This is a genomic window from Streptomyces sp. NRRL S-118 (assembly GCF_000716335.1).
Lineage (GTDB): Bacteria > Actinomycetota > Actinomycetes > Streptomycetales > Streptomycetaceae > Streptomyces.
Genome location: NZ_KL591026.1, coordinates 56,092 through 74,113, shown reverse-complemented (window position 1 = coordinate 74,113; position 18,022 = coordinate 56,092). Strand labels below are relative to the sequence as shown.

Genomic DNA, 18,022 nt, shown 5'->3' with positions numbered 1-18,022 from the left:
AGGGGGAGGCCCGATGTCCAGGAAGCAGCGCCGCGGCATGCCCGGAGGCATACCGGACGGTGTGCGGACAGCGCTCCCGGGCGGGGTGGAGGTGTACCACCTCGGTCCGGACGGCGGAATCGTCCTGGCCGACCGGGACGGCGCCCGCGAACTGGGCCCCGACCGCGAGTTCCTCCGCTTCATCGACGACGGCCAGTTCGCCCACTACCTGGTGGGCGACGCCGCCACCTCGCCCGAACGCCCCTCCAACGCCACCGTGAAACTCGGGGTGGTGGCCCCGCGCAGCGCCTTCACCCCGCACGCGCACGGCGGGGAGCACTTCGTGCTCAGCCTCGGCCACGCGGCCTGCGGGCTGTACGACGCGGACCGCGACCGGGTCACCGAAGTGCCGCTCACACCGGGGATGCTGATACGGATTCCGGAGATGATGCCCCACTCCTTCGCCAACCGGGGCACCGATCCCCTGACCATCCTCGCGGCCAACACCGGGTACGGGATCGACCACGAGGACTACGCGATCACGGCGGCGGAGGCGGAACGGCGGGCCGGGTCCCCCGACGGCCCCGCGCAAGCCGGCCACTTCACCGACTCCACCTCCGCCCCGGCCTCCATCTCCCCTTCCGCCTCCGCCCCCACCATGACGACCACCGCGGCCGCCACCGACTTCCGGGCCCTCGCCGCCGCCCTGCGCGACATCGAGCACCTCCAGCGGACGCGGGGCATCACCGCCACCACCGTGCGCGAGCGCCTGGCCGCGCGGATGCGCCGGCTGGCCGCCTCATGGGAGGCCGGCCGGTGATCTGCCCGCACTGCGCACGCGATCTGCGCCGCACGGAGCGCACGGGCAACGTCTGCGGGCACTGCCGCCGTTCGTACGCGCTCGACCCGAAGACCAACCCGCTGGGCCTGCACGACCTTCGGGTACGCCGGGTCGTCGCCCGGCTCACGAGGGCCGGGGAGATCCGGGTCACTCCCGGGCAGTTGTGGTACGCGCTGTCACGCAGGCGACTGGTGAAGAGCGAAGCCACGTCGGGGTGCATCGCGGCGGCGCTGTTCGCGGGCGGGATCACCGGTGTGATCGGTCTCGATGAGGACCTCGTCCTCCTGCACATCGCCTCCGTCGCCCTGCTGCTCCTGACCGCCGGCCTCGTCCTGATGCGCGTGGCGGGCGTGGGCAAGGGCATACCACCTCAGAGCCGGGAGGCGTTCCGCTCCGGCCCGCTCGTGGAGTGGAAGAAGCTGTACGGGGAGCTTCCGCCGGGGCTGGTCGACGACGGCCGGTTCCCGCGGGACAGCCGGCCGGCCGCGGCGGAACGCAGGGCCGTCCTCCTGTGCCCCGACCCGTCCGTGGCCGCCTTCCTCGCCGCCGACGGCCTGCCCGGCCGCTACGGCGTCGTGCTGGCCGAGGACATGCACGAGGTCTCCGCACACTGCCCCGACGGGCCCGTCATCGTGCTGCACGACGCCGACGCGCGAGGCCACCTCCTGGTGCGCGAGGCGCGTGAGGCCCTGCCCGGACGGCGGGTGATCGACGCCGGGTTGTCCCTGCGGTCGGTCGACGGCATGCCCTGGGCGGTGCCGTACCGCGACGAGCAGGACAAGCCCGACAGCGCCACCATGGACCGGCTCGCCTCCGGGGTGGGGCTGACGCCCAAGGAACTGCGGCGGCTGGCGCGCGGCTGGCGCTTCCCGCTCGTCGGCGTGCCGCCGGCCCGGCTGCTCGCCGTGGTCACCCGGGTCGTCGAGCGGACCATCCGGGCCGTCGACCCGGACCGGCGCCGCGCCGCGTCCGTGGGCTTCCTGACCTGGCCGCAGGCGCCCGCCCAGGGCCCGGCCCCGGCGGGTGAGCGATGAAGTGCCCGCACTGCGCCACCGACCTCAAGCGCGCGGAGCGCACGGGCCGCGTGTGCGCCCACTGCGAGCGGCGCTTCGCGCTCGATCCGCGTGAGGACGGCAAGGGCATGCACGACCTGCGCATCCGGCGATGCGCGGAGCGCGCCACCGACGCGGGGCGTCTGACGGTCACCCTCACCCAGTTGTGGTACCTCTCGCGCACCCACGACTTCGCCCGGCCCGCGGTCGCACGACGCGGGGTACCGCCCGGGCTCCGGTGGCTGGCCGCCCTGCCGGCCGCCGCCGCGCTCGTCGTCTGCGCGATCGTCGTCGAGGCCGTACCGGCGTACGTCCCCCTGGCGGCCGCCGTCGCCGCCCTCGTGGCGGCGGCGGTCATGCGGCACCGGCCGGCCCGGGCCGCCGATTCCGGGATCGAACCGTTCGAGGAGACCTTCCGGCGCCTGATGACCGGCCACTGGACGCGCGCGTACGGGAGTCTGCCGGAGGGGGTGGTGGACGACCGGCGGGAAACGCCCTCGCCGGGCTCCTCGCCAGGGGCCACGACATCACCGGGCACCACCTCGCGAGGCGCCGCCGCGCGGGTGTCCGGCCCGAGGGCCGTGATCCTCTGCACCGATCCCGCGGTATCGGTCTTCCTGGAGACCAACGGCATCCCGGCTCGCTTGCGGGCGGTCCTCGTCGATGTGCCGGGAAGGACCGGGCCGGCCAGGTACGCGGCCGCCCTGTCGCCCGCCCAGGTCACCAGGGAGGCCCTGCGCGGACTCGACCGGTTCCGCGCCGGACTGCCGGTGGTCGTCCTGCACGACGCCGGCGTCCAGGGCGCCCTGCTGGCCCCGCTCCTCCGCGCCGCCCGGCCGGACCGGGTCGTGGTGGACGCCGGTCTCCCGGCGTCCGCGGTCAGGCGCAGCCGTCGTGCCGTCCGCCTGCTCATGTCCGCACCGCCCGTCGGCGCCGAGGAGCTCCGTACGGTGGCGGGGCTGTCCGAGGCGGACGCCGCCTGGCTCGCCGAGGGCTTCTGGAGCCCGCTCGCGGCCGTGCCACCGCCCCTTCTGGAGTCGGTGACCGTACGGGCGGTGGAGCACGCCCTGACGGCTCCGGCGCCCGTCCCCGGCACCGGCGACGCCCGCAACCACGGATTCCTCACCTGGCCGGCGGACGCACACGCACCAGGCACCGGCACCTCCCGTACGGAAGGCACGAGCACCGCATGACGCCGCACCACCGCACCCCCGGCATCCCGGCCGCCGAGGCCCCGCCCCCTGGCGGCGGCGCGAGCTCCGGCGGCCGCCGCCGCGGCCCGGGCGCCCGGTTGCTCGACCTGGCGATCGGCCGGGCCGCCGCACGCGCCGCGGCTCCCGGCGGTCTGCTCTTCACGGAACGGCAGCTGTACTACGCGACCTGTCGCGTCCTCAGCCCGGGAGCGGCCCTGCCGGTCCGCATCCCGCACACCCCGGCACCGCCCCTGCGCCTGCCCGTCTTCACCCGTGCGCTGGACGCCCGCGGCCGGCAGAGCGTCGAGGGCCTGCTGCCGCCGGTGCCGCCCCGCACCGGTGGCGTGCCCGCCGTACGGAACGTTACGGGCGAGGGCGGCACGGGCGAACCGGACCTGTACGACTACGGCCTCCCCCGCCTGCTGGTCTGCCAGGACCCTGCGATCGCCCGCATGCTGCTCGCCAACCACGTCCATCTGGAGGCGGCCTGCCCGGTCATCGCCGCGGCGGACGCGCTGCCGCTCGACCCCCGGCTCGCCGCTGCCCTGGAGCGGGCCGGCGGCGCGACGGTGCACGTCCTGCACGACGCCGGCCCCGCGGGCATCGCGCTCCCGGCACGGATCCGCTCCGCGCTCGGGCCCCTCGCCGGTGTGCGGGTCACGTCGATGGGGCTCGTACCGCGTCATGCCGCCGCCCTGCGTCTGCCGTCCGGACGCGGCCCGGCGCCCGGCCCGGCCCCCGGCGCCCTGCCGCCCGCGCTGCGGCCCGCGGAGGCGGACTGGCTGGCGCGGGGCCGGTTCGCCGAGGTCGCGGCCGTGCCGCCGGCCCGCCTGGTGCGTACGGTGCTGCGCCTGACGCGCGGGACGCGGCCGCCCCGCAGCTCCCTCCGGAGCGATCTGCGGGGGTTGCGCGCCACGGGCTTCATGACGTGGCCCTCCGCATGACCCGCACCCGACCGCCCTCCGCTCCCCCGCAGCCGCGACCGCCCCACCGACCCGAGGAACCCCGACGATGATCCGGCCCCAGGAGATCGGCTACAGAGACGAACTGCTCGCCGACGGCAGCGTCCACCGGCGGTACGAGGACGGCCGCCAGGAGTGGCGCCGCCGCGATCCGTCGCGACCCCGCGTGGTGCAGTGGCACGACAACCGGGACGGCTCCGGCACCGACGAGCTCCTCGGCGAGCGCATCATCAAGCGCACCCTCGCCGACGGCACGGTCACGTACGCCCGGGACATCGGCTACGGCCGCACACTGTGGGCCGGCGGCGAGCGGGTCATGGTCAACCGCACGTCGTTCGGCGGCCGGATGGGCGCGATGCTGGCGGGCCTGGGCGTGGCCGGCCTGGCCATCACGGCGGCACAGTTGCCGCCGTCGAGCATGAGCCCGGAGGAGGAAGAGGAGCTGCGCCAGCAGGCCCGGAGCCAGGCGTCGTCCTCCTCGGGGGGCGACGGTGGCGGGGGCGGCAGCGCGGACGGGACCGACTCCGGCGGCGAAGGCGGATCCGGCGACGAATGGGACGCGGGCTGGGACGACCAGGACGGCGCCTGGAACGACGACGACTTCGGCTGAGGCGACCCGCCCCACGCACCACCGGCACGAGCACGGAGAAACACCGAGGAAAGGAGCCGTCCGTGGCACGCTTCTGCGCTTGCCTCGCCCCGGCCACCGGGCAGGCCCGCGCCCACGTCACGGCGATGGGCGCCGCTGCGACGGGCCGGGCGCCCGGGGACGGGATTCCGGGGACGGCCCTGGGGCTGATCGGCGGCGAACCGGGCCGCGCCGAGGGCCCGTTCACGGCGGACGGCCTGGCCGCGGTCGGCGAGGTCACGCTCCACAACCGGGCGGAGCTCCTCGCCGCGCTCACGGCCCACGCCGCGCCGGCGCCGCCCGGCTGCCCCGACGGCGAGCTGCTGCTGCGCTGCTGGGCGCGGCTCGGCGAGGAGGGAGTGGCGCTCGCCGAGGGCATGTTCGTCCTGGCGGTCGCCGACGGCCGGGACCTGGTCCTGATCCGCGACCACGTCGGCGCCCGCACCCTGTTCTACGCGCGCGCGCAGGACGCGTGGGCCGCTTCCACCTCGTTGCGGGCGCTGCGCCGCTGGCCGGCCCTGGGCACGTCCATGAACCTCGCGGCGGTGCGGTCCTTCCTCACGTTCGCGTACCTCCCCGGTGAGGAGACGCTGCTCACCGGCGTACGGGAGGTCCTGCCCGGCCGCGTGCTGCGGCTGTCGGGCGACGGCACGGTCACCGAGTCGGTGCACTGGGAGCCCCGGGAGCGCCTCGACGGACCGGCACCCGAGGACCCGCGGGGCCATGTCCTGGCGATGCGGGCGCTGTTGGAGGACGCGACGGCAAGCAGGCTCCCGGAGGGGGAACCCGCGGCGGTGCTGCTCTCCGGGGGCATCGACAGCTCCCTCGTCACCGCCCTGGCGGCGAAGCTGCACTCGCACCCCGTGCACACCTACTCGATCAGCTTCGGCGACGACCTCCCCAACGAGCTGGGCTACTCGGGCCTCGTGGCGTCCCACTGCCACACCCGCCACCGGGTCCTCGACGTCTCCGGCCGGACGGTGGCCTCGCGGCTCGCCGAGGCGGCGGCGCTGCTGGACAGCCCCGTGGGCGATCCGCTGACGGTGCCGAACCTGATCCTGGCGGAGACCGTGGCCGCGGACGGCGCCTCGGTGGTCCTCAACGGCGAGGGCGGCGACCCCGTGTTCGGCGGTCCGAAGAACCTCCCCATGCTGGTGCAGGAGATGCACCGGGAGCCGGGCGCACCCTGGGACGAGGACCGGGCGACGGCGTATCTGCGCTCGTACCGCAAGTGCTGGACGGACCTTCCGGTCCTGTTGACGCAGGACACCCTGGAAGCCCTGCGCGACGCCCCGCGTCCGCAGCGCTTCGTGGAGCCGTACCTGACGGCCGGCGCCGGCAGCCCGCACCGCATGGGACACCTCCTCAACCAGCTCCTCCACTGCAACCTGCGCACCAAGGGCGCCCACCACATCCTCAACAAGGTGGAGCGCCTGACGTCCTCCCAGGGCATCGAGGGCCGCGCCCCGCTCTTCGACCGCAGGGTGGTCGACCACGCCTTCGCGACCCCGCCCGCGTACAAGCTCCGCGGCACGGCGGAGAAGTGGGTCCTCAAGGAGGCGGTGCGCGACCTCCTGCCGGACACGGTCGTCGACCGCCCGAAGAGCGGTATGCGGGTGCCGGTGCAGCAGTGGCTGACGGGTCCGCTGCGCGACCTCGCGGGGGACCTGCTGCTGGGCCGGCGGTCGCGGCAGCGGGGCCTGTTCCGCCCGGACACCATCCGCACCTGGATGAAGGGCGAGGGCACGCTGCTGCCCCGCCAGGGGGGCAAGCTCTGGCTGGTGCTGACGCTGGAGCTGTGGCTGAGGTCGTACGACGTGTGAGGCACGCGCACGCGCACGGAGCACGACGCACAGGACGAGCACGGCGATGCACGACGAGCACGACGAGCACGACGAGCACGACGAGCGAGCAGGAAGCAACGGCGAGGAACGACCATGGACACCCGACGCACCGAACTCACCGACCCCCGCACGGGCCGCGCCCGCGGCACCGCTCCGCTCTCCCGTGAGCCGGAAGTGGCGGCCGCCGTGGCGGCGGCCCGGGCCGCCCTGCCCGCCTGGAGTGCCGCGACCCCCAAGGACCGCGCGCGGCGGCTGGACCGGCTGGCGGCGCTGATCGAGGAGAACGCGGCCCGGTACGCGGCCCGCGAGCGGGCCGGGACCGGCAAGCCGGAGGCGGAGACGGCGGGCGAGATCGAGCAGGTCGCCGACCTGTTCCGGTTCTACGCGACGGCGGCACGGACCCGGACGGCTCCGGCGGCGGGGCGCCTGGTGGAGGGGCACGAGAGCTGGGTGCGCTGGGAACCGGTCGGCGTGGTCGGGGTGATCGTGCCGTGGAACTACCCGCTGCTGATGGCCGCGTGGCGCTGCGCCCCGGCGCTGGCGGCCGGCAACACGGTGGTGGCGAAGCCCGCGGAGACGACCCCCGACACCCTGGAACTCCTCGCGGAGCACGCGGCCCGGGCGCTGGGCGAGGGAGTCCTCCAGTCGCTGCCGGGAGACCGGACCACCGGGCGGCTGCTGGTCGAGTCCCCCGTGGACATGATCGCCTTCACGGGCAGCGGCGCGGCGGGCCGGGACGTGGTGGCACGGGCGGGGACGCGGCGCACCAGCCTGGAACTGGGCGGGAACGCCCCGGCGCTGGTCCTGCCGGACGCGCCGGAGGACACGTACGCGGCGCTGGCGGAGGCGGCGACGTACAACGCCGGGCAGAGCTGCGCGGCTCCCGCCAGGGTCATCACGCTCACCGGCAACTACGCGGAGACGATCCGCCGGCTGACGGCCGCGATGGCCGCCCGGACCGCGGGGCGGGACTTCGGCCCGCTGAACAACGCGGACCAGGCGGCCCGTTACGACCGTCTCGTCGCCTCGTCGGGCGCCCGGCTGGACGCGGCGGGCCCGCTGGACCTCGCACCCGGCGAGGAGGCGGGCCACTGGCGGCCGGCCCGTCTCCTGGCGGACCTGCCGCACGACGACCCGACGATCACGGAGGAGGTGTTCGGTCCCCTTCTGACCGTCCAGCACGCGGACACGGTGGACGCCGCCGTGGCGTTGGCGAACAGCGTCCCGCAGGCTCTGGCGGCCAGCGTCTGGACCACCGGCCTCGGCACCGGCCTCGACCTGGTCTCCCGTCTCGACGCGGGCGAGACGTGGGTGAACTGCCACCTGGTGCAGACGGCGGAACTCCCGCACGGGGGGCGCGGCTCCTCGGGCCACGGCACGGACCTCAGCACGCTGGCGCTGCACGAGTACCAGCGGCCCAGGACGGTGACGGTACGGCTCACCGGCGCCCGGCCTTGAGGAGTGTCCCCCCGGTCACGATCCGGCTGCCGACCAGGGTTCTACGGCGCCTCGGCGGGGGCTCAGCGCGCCCGCGGGGCCGCGGGGCGGGCGGTGTCCTTCGTGGCCGTGCGTGACACGTGCGCCACCAGGAGGAGGAGCACTCCGCAGGCGGCGACCAGGATCCAGCCGGGACGGGACGCCCGGGCCAGTTCCGCCGGTCCGGCGGCCGCGACCAGACCGCCGGCGACGGCGATGCCGAGCGCGGAGCCGAACTGGCGCGCCGTGGACGTGATCGCTCCGGCGACGCCCGCGCGGGCCGGGGGCAGTCCGCTCACCGCGGTGTTGGTGATCGGGGCGTTGGCGAAGCCGAACCCGGTGCCGATGAGCAGGTAGGCCGACAGGAGCAGCCACACGCTCGTGTGCCGGTCGAGTCCCACGAGGCAGAGTCCGCCGGCCGTGATGAATCCTCCGGCCAGGGCGAGCGGCGGGCGGGGGCCGAGCCGGCCGACCATGCGGCCGGACCACGGTGCGCAGAAGGTCGCTCCGGCGGCCATGGGCAGGGTCGCCGCTCCCGCCTCCAGCGGCGTCCAGCCCCGGGCGTGCTGCAGGTGGAGGGTGGTGAGCAGCAGCGTCACGTTGAGCGCGACGAAGACCGCCACCGCGCCGAGGACCGCCCCGCTGAAGACCGGTCGCCGGAAGAGCCGCACGTCCATCAGCGGCTCGGGCCGGCGGGACTCGACACGCACGAAGGCGACCGCCGCCACGACGGCGACCGCGTACAGGGTCAGCGCCGCGGGCGAGGTCCAGCCGATACGGGGCCCTTCGATGAGGACGCCGATCGAGACCCCGATGACCAGGGTCAGCAGGGCCTGACCGGGCAGGTCGAGCCGCCGGGCCCGCGGTGCCCGGGATTCGGGCACGAACAGCGCCGTGAGCACCAGGGCGGCCGCGATGACCGGCACGTTGACCCAGAAGACGGACCGCCAGCCGAAGGCCTCGATGAGGGCCCCGCCCGTGACGGGCCCGGCGGCCATGCTGAGCCCGAAGACCGATGCCCACACGCCGATCGCCTGCGCCCGTTCCTTCGGGTCGGGCATCGCGTTCACCACGATCGCGAGGGCCACCGGACTGAGCATCGAAGCGCCGATCCCCTGCACGGCACGGGCCGCGACGAGCACGCCCGGGGAAAGGGCGAGCGCGCAGACCAGCGAGGCCGCGCCGAAGACCACCAGTCCCGTCCGGAACACCCGCCGGCGTCCGAACCGGTCGGCCAGCGCACCGGAGGAGATCAGCAGACCGGCCAGGACGAGGGTGTACGCGTCCACGGTCCATTCGAGACCGCGCGTATCGATGCCGAGGCCGTGCCCGATGGCGGGCAGGCCCACGTTGACGATGGTGGTGTCCAGGCCGACGAGGAACATGCTCAGGCAGCAGACGGCCAGCACCGTCCAGCGCCGGCGCGCGCTCGGAAGGGGCTGAACGGGTTGGGTCGTCGTGGTCACGGGCTGCCTCTCGCGTCGGGTGCGTCTGCCCGGCAAGGCTGCGGCCGGCCACCGCCCGTCACCCAGAATTCTTGCCGGGACGGCAACACGAGCTCCGTGGACGCGGAACCGGAGCGGATGCCCGACGGCATCGGGCCACGGCTGCGCGGGGTGCGCCGGAGCGCGGACCCACGCCGCAGTCCCTCGCGGCGGCGACGGGCATCCCGGTGAGCGCGCTGTCCCGTCCGGAGTCGGGCAAGCGCCGCCCGGCCCCTGGATGTCCTCGCACCGCTGGCGCGGTATCCGGGCGGGGTGAAGGGGCCGCGTCCGGCGCCGGAGAACCACACTGGTCCCGCCCGGCGGGCTCGAACCCCGTGGAGATCCGCGCTGTTCAGGCCGCGGGGCGACCAGGCGGCCGTCCGCGCGGGTCCGCTTCCCCGCCGGAGGCATGACGCCCGGCGGGTCGCCGGTCGGTACGCCGCCTAGAAGGACGCTCCCGGCACGTAGAAGGTGGACAGCATCGTGTCCATGATCTGGCGCTGCCGGGGCCAGTCCGTACTCGGCCCGGCGACCTGGACGCCGTAGACGGTGCTGTCGGGCGCGGTGAACACGCGGTAGAGGCCGCGCCGCCGGGTGCCGTCCGTGGCGTCGTACGCGAAGTCCACCTCGACCGCCGCGCGCGGTCCGTCGCCGACCGGGCCGAGCGACATCTCCTCGTAGCCGGGCCAGACCGACCTCACGGAACTGGAGAAGGCGCGTCCCGCCTCCAGCGGATGGAGGTCCGCCGGTGCGGGGCTCACCTCCAGGAACGAGGCGTGGTCGGGGGCCACGTAGCCGTGGGTGGTCCCGCTGACCTGGTACGACCAGTCCCTCGGGACGGCGAGGCTGGCGCCGCCGGGGCCGGCGGCGATGCGGTAGTCGCTGCCGGGGGCGGTCGGGGAGGCGGTGGGGAAGGCCGTCGAGGCGGGCCGGCCCGCCTCCCCCGGTCCTCCGCCGTCCCCGGTGCCGGCCAGCCACCACGCGGCCGCCGCCACGAGCGCCACCGCGGCGAGTCCCGCGACCAGCCGTCGCGGCCGGCGGGCACCGGGCATGGGGCGGGGGCGCGGTCCGGAGACACCGGGGCCCGCCTCACCCGCGCCGCGGCCCTGGGCACCGGATCGTCCGCCGGCCGGGGCGTCCTCGTCGGGCGGCTGCCAGGGGACCGGCGGCCGTGTCAGCGGGTGGCGGCCGGGGCCGGGGCGAGGCGTGTCCGGCGGTGCCGTGAGGCGGTGGTCGAGGGCAGGCCCGTCAGGCAGGTGGGCGGCCTCCCCGGGCTCCGCCCGTACGGACGTGCCGGTCCCGGTTCCCCCGTCGGGCACCATGGCGCTCTCGTCACCGGCGTCGTACTCCCAGCTCTGCGCGCGGGCGTTCCAGCGGGGCCGCGGCGGACCCGGGTACACCCTCAGCCGCCCAGCAGGGCCGCGACGGCGGTGGCGACCGCGCCGCCGGAGGCGAGGAGCTCGACCACGGGAGCGGCCGAGACCAGTGCGGCGCGCAGCCGGGCCAGCCGGCCGGTGGCGACCGCGTCGCCGGCCTCGATCTCCTCCTCCACCGCGACCAGTTCGGCGTCGAGCACCGCCACTTCCGTCCGCTGCGTCACGGCCGACGTCAGCCGCGCCAGGTCGGCCCGCAGCTCCCGTACGGCCGTCAGCAGCGCGGCCGTCTGCTCCTCGGCCGCCGGCGGTCCGGCCGCGAGGCCGTTGACCGTACTGACCTCGTTGTGGTCGCCCACGGCGAAGGCGCTGCCGGTGACGGAGCCGATGTGCACGGCCCTCCCGGGGCGTTCCGTCTCCGGTCCCGGCTCAGGTCTTGTCACGCTTGGCTCTCCTCTCTCCCCCGGCCGCGCCGGTCGACGCGCTGACGGTGTTGCCGTCGCCGATCCCGACGGCACTGTTCTGCACCGACTGGATCCACACCGCACCCTCGCCGAGGTGCACGGCCTTCCGTTCGAACTCGGCCGTCTGCCACCCCGCCTCGTACAGCGCGAGCTGCACCCCGCGCGCCACCCGGTCCTGGATGGTCTTCAGGTAGCGGTCGACGTCCATCGCCTGGAAGAGCGAGGCGTCCGGATCGGCGCCCAGTTCGCGGACCGCGGCGCGCGGACCGGCCGCCGGCGCGCCGGAGTCCGCGGCGGTCAGCACGAGCCAGAGGTTCCGCAGCGCGCGGACGAGGGCGGCCAGCGCCGCCCCGAGGGCCCGGGGTGCCTCGACGAGGGCCCGCAGCGCGAGGGCGGCGGCGTTGTCCCCGGTCAACCGCTCGGCGGCACGGGCGTCCGCGTCCCGGAACCGGCGCCGTACGGGCCGCAGCACGTGCGGAGCGACCTCCAGCATCAGCATCCCGCCCTGCGTGTGCACCCGGACGAAGACGGTGACGACGATGTCCTCGTCCCAGCCGCCCACCCGGATGCGCAGAAAGTGCCGGCGCTTCTCGCCGCCCTCCTCGATGGCGCACGCCCGGTGCTCCTCGAAGTCCTCCTGGGTCAGTGGCACTTCCTCCCGCCAGCGCAGCCCGGCCGCCGGAAGGAAGACGCACTCGTCCACGACGAGTTCGCGCAGCCGGTCCAGTACGGCGGCCGCGGCCTGCGGGGAGCCGTGCGGGGACGGCACGCGCAGCGCCTCGACCAGCGGGACGACCCGGCGGAGGATCTCCTCGTTGTCCACGGCCTGGGGCCGGGGGGCGCCGGGGTCGGTGCGGGGTCGCAGCTCGACCGACAGGTGCCAGGGCTTGAAGGGCATTCCCGCGCCGCAGAACGGGTTCTCCGTCGCGTACATCACCAGGGGCCAGTGCTGCTCTCCGCGGATCAGCTCCTGCACGAGGCGGAGGCGGGCGTTGCGGGACCGTTCGGCCGGATCGTGCGCGAGGTCCGGGTATTTCTCCGGGGACAACGGCCCGGCCATGGTGCGGGCCGTCCGCTCGCGCCGCAGGGCCACGAGCGCCGCGAGCAGCAGCAGGAAGCCGAGGACGAGGTACGGGGACGGCACCAGGCCCTCGTCCGGACGGTGGTACAGGGTGAAACGCCACTCCTCCGGCAGGATCCGGTACTGGAGGTCGATGACGGACGTGGTGGCGTGGATCAGCTCGATGAGCCGGTTGTCGAGGAGGTCGCGGTCCGCGCGGATCAGCGGGGCCACCGCGGTGGTCAGCAGCAGCAGTCCGAGCAGCACCCGCGCGTACAGCTGGAGGCCGCGGCTCAGCAGACGCGGTGCCGGGGCTGTCCGGGTGACCTCGACGGCGTGGCCGGCCACGCTCAGCAGGAGGCAGGGCAGCAACAGCAGGACGGCGAACCAGCCGTCGGTGACGAGCGAGGCGACCACCCACACCGCCACGATCGCGGCCGACCAGCCCACTTCCTCGCGCCGGGCGTGCAGCGCGTGCGCCAGGACGCGGGCCGCGTCGATGCCGTAGCTGGGTGCCGCGACGCGTTCGTCGTGGACGTACAGCTCGTCGATGACGCGGTCCCGGAAGCGCGGGTCGAGGTACGTGCCGGCGCAGAGCAGTCGGCCCGCCTCGCTGGCGGCCGGGTCGACGGGCGTCTGCCGGGACGGGAGGGGACCGCGGGCACCCGTCGACGGGGAGGGAAGCGCCGTCTGGCTCATCCGGGTGAGGATAGAGGTACGCGGGGTGCTCCGACAGGCGGAATCGAGCCATGCGCGAGCGGGCGACGCCGGCGGGAGCCCCCTCCGGGTGGCCCGCGCACGCGGCCCCGCCCGTCACTTCTCGACGATGACGACGTCCTCGATGAGGCGGGTCATCCTGATGGTGTTGCCGGTGATCTCGACGATGTGCTGCAGACCTTTGAGGGTGCCTGGTTGCCCGACGATGAAGAACTCCTCGTACTCACCGGCCAGATAGGCGGGGAAGCAGGTCAGGGACGGGCCGAAGAGGCGGATGTGGTCCGCGAGGCGGCGGAACAGCTTCGGCAGGATCACCTGGCGCTCGGTGATCGATTCCAGGTACTCGATCGTGGCGCCCTGCTCGAAGGTGACGTCGTGGGCCCACACGCCGTCAGGGTCTTTGGCCGCGCGCGCCCGGCGGGTCGTCTCGGCCATGTCCTCGCGCAGATCCCCGGGGAACCTGCTGTAGAAGGTCGGATAGACCAGACCGCGTGCGAGCAGGTGGTGGTTGGCGGTCTGGTGCAGGTGGTCGGTGGTCACCACCGCCCGCTTGCCGTTCTCGAGATCCGGCGGCAGTTCACCCCGGCCGACGAGGGCGACGCAGCGCTGGAACGTGTCGGCGCCGCCGGCCAGGATGTAGCCGGGCACGGCCTCCGGGGTCGAGGCGGTGACCTTCCCCTTCTCGTTCCAGGTGATGTCGGTGAAGCCCAGCCAGCGCAGCAGCTCGTCGCGTGCGGCGTGGGCACCCAGTTTCAGTGGCTGGTGCACCTCCCCGGGGCCGACGCCCTCGTAGTGGGTCTCCAGCGCGTCGATGGCGTCCATCCGGATCTTGCCGGCTCCGCGGACGTTGCGCTTGATCCGCTTCCCGGGCACGTCGCACCAGAAGCCGGGGTCCTGGGGCAGGAAGGAGAGGGTGTCGCCGTCGGGCCGGGTGTCGATGATCCGGAAGGTCCCTCTGATGGGCAGCATGTTCATGGTCGTCTCCGGTGCGTTGGGAGGAGGAGGGGAGGGGGGCCACAGCTTCGTGTTCCTGACCGCGGCCGCCACCGCGCCGAGCTGCCGCGTACGCGCCCACGTCGGCACCCGGCGGGCCGCGGTGACGGGCCGTGACGCGCTACCAGCGGTCGCGTCCGGGGCGGTAGGCCAGCACCGCCCACATCACGAAGAAGCCGGTCAGGATCATGACGATCGACCAGAAGGGCTGGTACGGCAGCCACATGAAGTTGGCGATGATGCTCAGCCCGACGACGACCGCGCCCACCGCCCGCGCCCACGTCGCACCGCTGAGCAGCCCCGCCCCGGTGACGACGACGATGATGCCGACGATCAAGTGGATCCAGCCCCAGGACGTGAGGTCGAACCCGAAGGTGTAGTCGCCCAGGCGGGCGTACACGTCGTCCTTCGCGACGGCGGTGATGCCCTGGAGCACGGCGAGGACGCCGTAGACGATCATCAGTGCCCCGCCGAACGCCAGTCCTCCGGCGGCCCAGCCGTTACGGGTACCGTCGTCGGAAGCCGAGCGGGTCGGGGGCTGGTGCGCGGAGCTGCTCATGACTGCCTCCACCATCGATGGGCCCGAGGGTCCTCACTCTGGTGCAGCCAGGGCCGCACGGCCCACAGGGAGTGGGCCACGGGAGTGACACGGGCGCTGGACGCCACCCCACGGGCCGCGCGACCGTGTCCGTGCGGGGCGCCCTCGGTACCTCGGGCGGCCGTCGTGCCCCGCCGCGGGGCCGGACAGGGCCCGGGTCGCGCCGACCGCGGCCGCACCCGGCGCTCCACACCCGGCTTGGCCGGCAGGCGGGAGATGTCGTTCTTGACGGTCTTCTCCGCCAGGTGGATCCGCTTGCCGACCTGCCGGTTCGTCAGCCCCTCCGCCGACCAGGGCGAGGATGTCGCCCGGCATGCGGGACCGCGACTCCCGGCGGACGCTCACGCCGTCGCCGACCGGCAGCCGCATGTCCAGGACGGCGACCTGCGGGCGCAGCGCCGGCACCCGAACCAGTGCCCGCCGGGCCGTACCCGCTTCACCGACGACGGTCAGGTCGGGTGGGGACCTCGGGCAGGGCCGGACGGCCCCGATCCTGTGATCCGAGGGACCTTCGGCACCGCCGGCAGGGTCCAAGGGGCCTGCTGCTCGCGGCCGCGTCCCTGATGGACTGCGGTCATCGGCATCCGGCGGGGCGGCCGGCCCCGGGCCGGCCCCGTACGGAGAGGGCTGTCGCCATGAGCACGGCGCACATCAGCATCACCACCACACCGCTCGACGAGAGGACGCTGGCCATCGCCCTGGCCGGGGAGCTCGACATCGACACGGCGGATCTCATCGAGCCGGCACTGAGCGGCCTGACCGGCACGGCCCCGCAGGCACTGGTGCTCGACCTGGCGGGCGTCAGCTTCTGCGACAGCTCGGGCGCCGCCCTCTTCGAGCGTCTGCACAGGCGTTGCGCGGAGGCGGGAATACGGCTGTGCCTGTGCCGCATCCCCCGGCTCACCGCGCTGGTGATCCGCACGCTGGGAGTGGACCGTACGGTGCCCTGCTCCTTCGCGACCGACCGGTCGCGGCACCTGTGACCTGCGGCGGCGTTCCCGGGCAGCGGGACCGGGACACCACGTGAGGAGCGGTGCGGCGCCACCCGGCACGGTGCGATCACCGGCCCCCCGCGACGCCACCCGGCGCGATCCTGGCCGGGTGATCCACACGAGCCATGGCCGGGCACGTCATGCCGCCCCGGCACGTACGCGACGCAGGCGTGCCAGGAGGGCACGGGCCGCGGGGCTCGCCGGGCCGTCGGTGCGCCAGGCGAGAGCGACCCGGCCGCGCAGCGCGGGGTCGGTGAACGGCAGGGTGTGCAGCCCGAGTCCGGCGGCCGTGCGCGGGGGGGGAGCTCCGGCAGCACCGCCAGGCCCAGCCTGCGGGCGGCGAGCCGGGCGAGCAGGGCGGGGGCCGCCGCTTCGAACGCGATACGGGGGCGGAAGCCTGCCGCCGCGCAGGCGTCGTCGAGCACGCCCCGCAGGCCCGTGCCGCGCGGCAGGCTGATCAGGGCGCGGTCGCGAAGTGCCGTCAGCGGGACGCCGTCCCGGCCGCGGGAGGCCAGGAGCGGGTCGCCGGGGGCGACGGCGGCGACCAGCGGCACGTCGATCACCACGTCGTGAGCGATGCCGGGCCCCGGGGACCGCCGGTCAGTCCGATCACGGCGATGTCGAGCTCGCCCCGGGCGAGTGCCGCCGGCATCCGTTCCGAGGTGTCCTCGGTGAGTGCGATGTCCACCCCCGGATGCGCGTCGTGGAAGTCGGCCAGCAGCCCGGCCATGTCCAGTTCCTCGTCGGCGGCACCGGAGACGAGGCCGATCGTGACGCGGCCGCGCAGGAGCCCGGTGTACTCCTCCACCGTGCGCCGTACGCCCTCCGCCGCCGCGAGCGCGGCGCGTGCGTACGGCAGGACCGCCTCGCCGACCTCCGTCGGTGTCACCGTCCTGCCGGACCGGTCGAGCAGCGGCTGCCCCAGCTCCTTCTCCAACTGGCGGATCTGCGCGCTCAGTCCCGGCTGCGCCAGGTGCAGCCTCGCTGCGGCGCGGGTGAATCCGGCCTATCGACGACTACGAGGCAGTACCGCAGCTGCCTCAACTCCATAACCACCGATTCTAGGTGCGAGAACACCTATGTCTTGGACTTATGCGGGCCTTGTGGCGAAGGTGGAGACATGGACCTCACGAGCCTCATCGCCGCCGAACGCCGGGACATCGCCGACCTGTTGGACGGTCTGACGGCACCGCAGTGGGACGCGCCGAGCCTGTGCGCGGGCTGGCGGGTACGGGAGGTCGCGGCCCACATGTCGATGGGGTTCCGCTACTCGTTCCCGCAGGTGGCGGCGCGGCTGGTCCGGGCGCGCGGCAATCTGCACCGGATGACCGACCGGCTGGCCCGTGAGGACGCGGCGACGGCGAGCACGGAGCAACTCGCCGCCTGGCTGCGGGACAACGCCCTGCATCCCTGGACGCCTCCCGTGGGCGGGCTCGCCTCGGCTCTGGGGCACGACGTGGTGCACGGCCTGGACATCACCGTGGCGCTCGGACTGGACCGCCGGGTGCCGGCGGACCGGGTGCGGGTCCTCCTCGACCATGTGACGTACCGGAGCGCGAAGTTCTTCGGCGCCGACCTGACCGGCGTGCAGCTCCGGGCGGATGACGCCGACTGGGTCTTCGGCACCGGCACACCGCTGGCCGGCAGCGCGCAGGACCTGCTTCTGGTCGCTTTCGGACGGAAGCTGCCGGCCGGCCGGCTACGGGGTGCGGCGACGGCACGCCACACCATGGCGGGATGACACCCGGCAGGACGATCTCGCTGCCCCGCGGCGCGGCGATGCCGTCGCCTTCTCGTCCTTGCGCAGCGCGTCGGGGAGCACCGGGCTCTCGCACGGGTCCGCCTCCCCGGCGCAGCGGCCTCGGACGACCGGCCGCCGGCCGGAGTCAGTCGGCGTTGCGGGACGACGGCCCGGCGGCCGGCCGGATGGTCATGCCCGGACGGCGCCGGTGGACGGTCAGATACGTCAGGCCGCGGGAGCCCGCCACGAGGCCGCGGGCGCATCCGTGCGGAAGCCAGGTGAGGCTGCCGGCGTGCAGGAGGCGCGATCCCTCCGTGGTGACGAGGTCGCCCTCCCCGGCGATGACCAGCAGCAGGACGTCGAGATCCGGTTCGGTGTGGGGGTCGACGCGCCGCTCGGGCGGGATGCGGACGACATTGGCGTCGAGCTGCCGACCGGGTTCGGCGAGCCGCCAGAGAGCGCCGGTCGCCGCCGGGGCGAGTGTCTGCAGGGCCCCGGTGTCACACAGGACCCGCGGGACGGGGGCGTCATCGGCCGGCCCCGGGGAGGCGCTGTCTTCCACAGTCATCACGTGCCACCGTTCGATGTGCTGGTCCGCGCCGGCGCGACCGGTTCCGGTCCGGGG

General features: G+C 74.8%; 17 protein-coding genes and 2 pseudogenes. 9 read left to right on the top strand and 10 right to left on the bottom strand.

Going from position 1 to position 18,022, the window contains the following annotated elements; all coding sequences use genetic code 11:
* Positions 1-13 precede the first annotated feature (13 nt).
* The 7 genes from IH00_RS0131060 (at position 14) to IH00_RS0131030 (ending at position 7,957) form a co-directional block, all read left to right on the top strand.
* Positions 14-799 carry a cupin domain-containing protein gene (locus tag IH00_RS0131060; protein ID WP_031079393.1) on the top strand — a complete coding sequence of 262 codons (786 nt, stop codon included), beginning with the start codon at positions 14-16 and terminating at the stop codon, positions 797-799.
* Positions 796-1,854: a hypothetical protein gene (locus IH00_RS0131055; protein WP_158828026.1), complete on the top strand. Its 1,059-nt coding sequence runs from the start codon at positions 796-798 to the stop codon at positions 1,852-1,854. Before IH00_RS0131060 ends, IH00_RS0131055 begins: the two co-directional genes overlap by 4 nt.
* A complete protein-coding gene (locus IH00_RS0131050) occupies positions 1,851-3,065 on the top strand; it encodes a hypothetical protein (RefSeq protein WP_031079389.1) in 1,215 nt (404 codons plus the stop codon). Before IH00_RS0131055 ends, IH00_RS0131050 begins: the two co-directional genes overlap by 4 nt.
* Positions 3,062-4,009, top strand: a complete 948-nt coding sequence (locus IH00_RS0131045) for a hypothetical protein (protein WP_078888056.1) — start codon at positions 3,062-3,064, stop codon at positions 4,007-4,009. Before IH00_RS0131050 ends, IH00_RS0131045 begins: the two co-directional genes overlap by 4 nt.
* A 67-nt stretch (positions 4,010-4,076) precedes the next feature.
* The gene (locus tag IH00_RS0131040; RefSeq protein WP_031079387.1) at positions 4,077-4,637 is read left to right on the top strand and encodes a hypothetical protein; all 561 of its coding nucleotides are present in this window, start codon (positions 4,077-4,079) and stop codon (positions 4,635-4,637) included.
* A gap of 62 nt (positions 4,638-4,699) precedes the next feature.
* Positions 4,700-6,478 (top strand): asparagine synthetase B family protein, encoded by a 1,779-nt coding sequence (locus IH00_RS0131035; RefSeq protein ID WP_031079385.1) that lies wholly within the window; start codon positions 4,700-4,702, stop codon positions 6,476-6,478.
* A 114-nt stretch (positions 6,479-6,592) separates the two neighbouring features.
* Complete coding sequence (locus tag IH00_RS0131030; protein WP_031079384.1) at positions 6,593-7,957, top strand: aldehyde dehydrogenase family protein; 1,365 nt, start codon at positions 6,593-6,595, stop codon at positions 7,955-7,957.
* A 62-nt stretch (positions 7,958-8,019) separates the two neighbouring features.
* Here the strand turns inward: IH00_RS0131030 and IH00_RS0131025 are convergent, their stop codons facing one another.
* The 7 genes and pseudogenes from IH00_RS0131025 to IH00_RS40810 all read right to left on the bottom strand — a co-directional run.
* The gene (locus IH00_RS0131025) at positions 8,020-9,441 is read right to left on the bottom strand and encodes an MFS transporter (protein WP_031079383.1); all 1,422 of its coding nucleotides are present in this window, start codon (positions 9,439-9,441) and stop codon (positions 8,020-8,022) included.
* Positions 9,442-9,902: 461 nt separating this feature from the next.
* Positions 9,903-10,859 (bottom strand): hypothetical protein, encoded by a 957-nt coding sequence (locus IH00_RS0131020; RefSeq protein ID WP_031079381.1) that lies wholly within the window; start codon positions 10,857-10,859, stop codon positions 9,903-9,905.
* A 2-nt stretch (positions 10,860-10,861) separates the two neighbouring features.
* Entirely contained in the window at positions 10,862-11,275 is a 414-nt protein-coding gene (locus tag IH00_RS0131015) for a hypothetical protein (RefSeq protein WP_031079380.1), read from the bottom strand.
* Positions 11,262-13,055, bottom strand: a complete 1,794-nt coding sequence (locus tag IH00_RS0131010; RefSeq protein WP_078888054.1) for a hypothetical protein — start codon at positions 13,053-13,055, stop codon at positions 11,262-11,264. Before IH00_RS0131010 ends, IH00_RS0131015 begins: the two co-directional genes overlap by 14 nt.
* 114 nt (positions 13,056-13,169) lie before the next feature.
* Positions 13,170-14,048: a hypothetical protein gene (locus tag IH00_RS0131005; RefSeq protein WP_031079378.1), complete on the bottom strand. Its 879-nt coding sequence runs from the start codon at positions 14,046-14,048 to the stop codon at positions 13,170-13,172.
* A gap of 139 nt (positions 14,049-14,187) precedes the next feature.
* Positions 14,188-14,625, bottom strand: a complete 438-nt coding sequence (locus IH00_RS0131000; protein ID WP_031079377.1) for a DUF7144 family membrane protein — start codon at positions 14,623-14,625, stop codon at positions 14,188-14,190.
* Positions 14,626-14,837: 212 nt separating this feature from the next.
* Positions 14,838-15,156 (bottom strand): annotated as a pseudogene (locus tag IH00_RS40810) (response regulator transcription factor); the annotation flags it as partial.
* 143 nt (positions 15,157-15,299) lie between these two features.
* Here IH00_RS40810 and IH00_RS37920 point away from each other — a divergent pair.
* Positions 15,300-15,647, top strand: a complete 348-nt coding sequence (locus tag IH00_RS37920; protein ID WP_052411763.1) for an STAS domain-containing protein — start codon at positions 15,300-15,302, stop codon at positions 15,645-15,647.
* A 371-nt stretch (positions 15,648-16,018) separates the two neighbouring features.
* Here IH00_RS37920 and IH00_RS45315 read toward each other — a convergent pair.
* Positions 16,019-16,210: pseudogene (locus tag IH00_RS45315) on the bottom strand (LysR substrate-binding domain-containing protein); the annotation flags it as partial.
* A gap of 5 nt (positions 16,211-16,215) precedes the next feature.
* Positions 16,216-16,602, bottom strand: coding sequence for a LysR family transcriptional regulator (locus tag IH00_RS45310; RefSeq protein WP_324615809.1), 387 nt, complete (start codon positions 16,600-16,602; stop codon positions 16,216-16,218).
* Positions 16,603-16,776: 174 nt separating this feature from the next.
* On the opposite strand from IH00_RS45310, the gene IH00_RS0130980 reads away from it, so the two are divergent.
* Complete coding sequence (locus IH00_RS0130980; RefSeq protein WP_031079374.1) at positions 16,777-17,397, top strand: maleylpyruvate isomerase family mycothiol-dependent enzyme; 621 nt, start codon at positions 16,777-16,779, stop codon at positions 17,395-17,397.
* 145 nt (positions 17,398-17,542) lie between these two features.
* Here IH00_RS0130980 and IH00_RS0130975 read toward each other — a convergent pair whose 3' ends face one another.
* The gene (locus IH00_RS0130975) at positions 17,543-17,965 is read right to left on the bottom strand and encodes a cupin domain-containing protein (RefSeq protein ID WP_031079373.1); all 423 of its coding nucleotides are present in this window, start codon (positions 17,963-17,965) and stop codon (positions 17,543-17,545) included.
* Positions 17,966-18,022 lie beyond the last annotated feature (57 nt).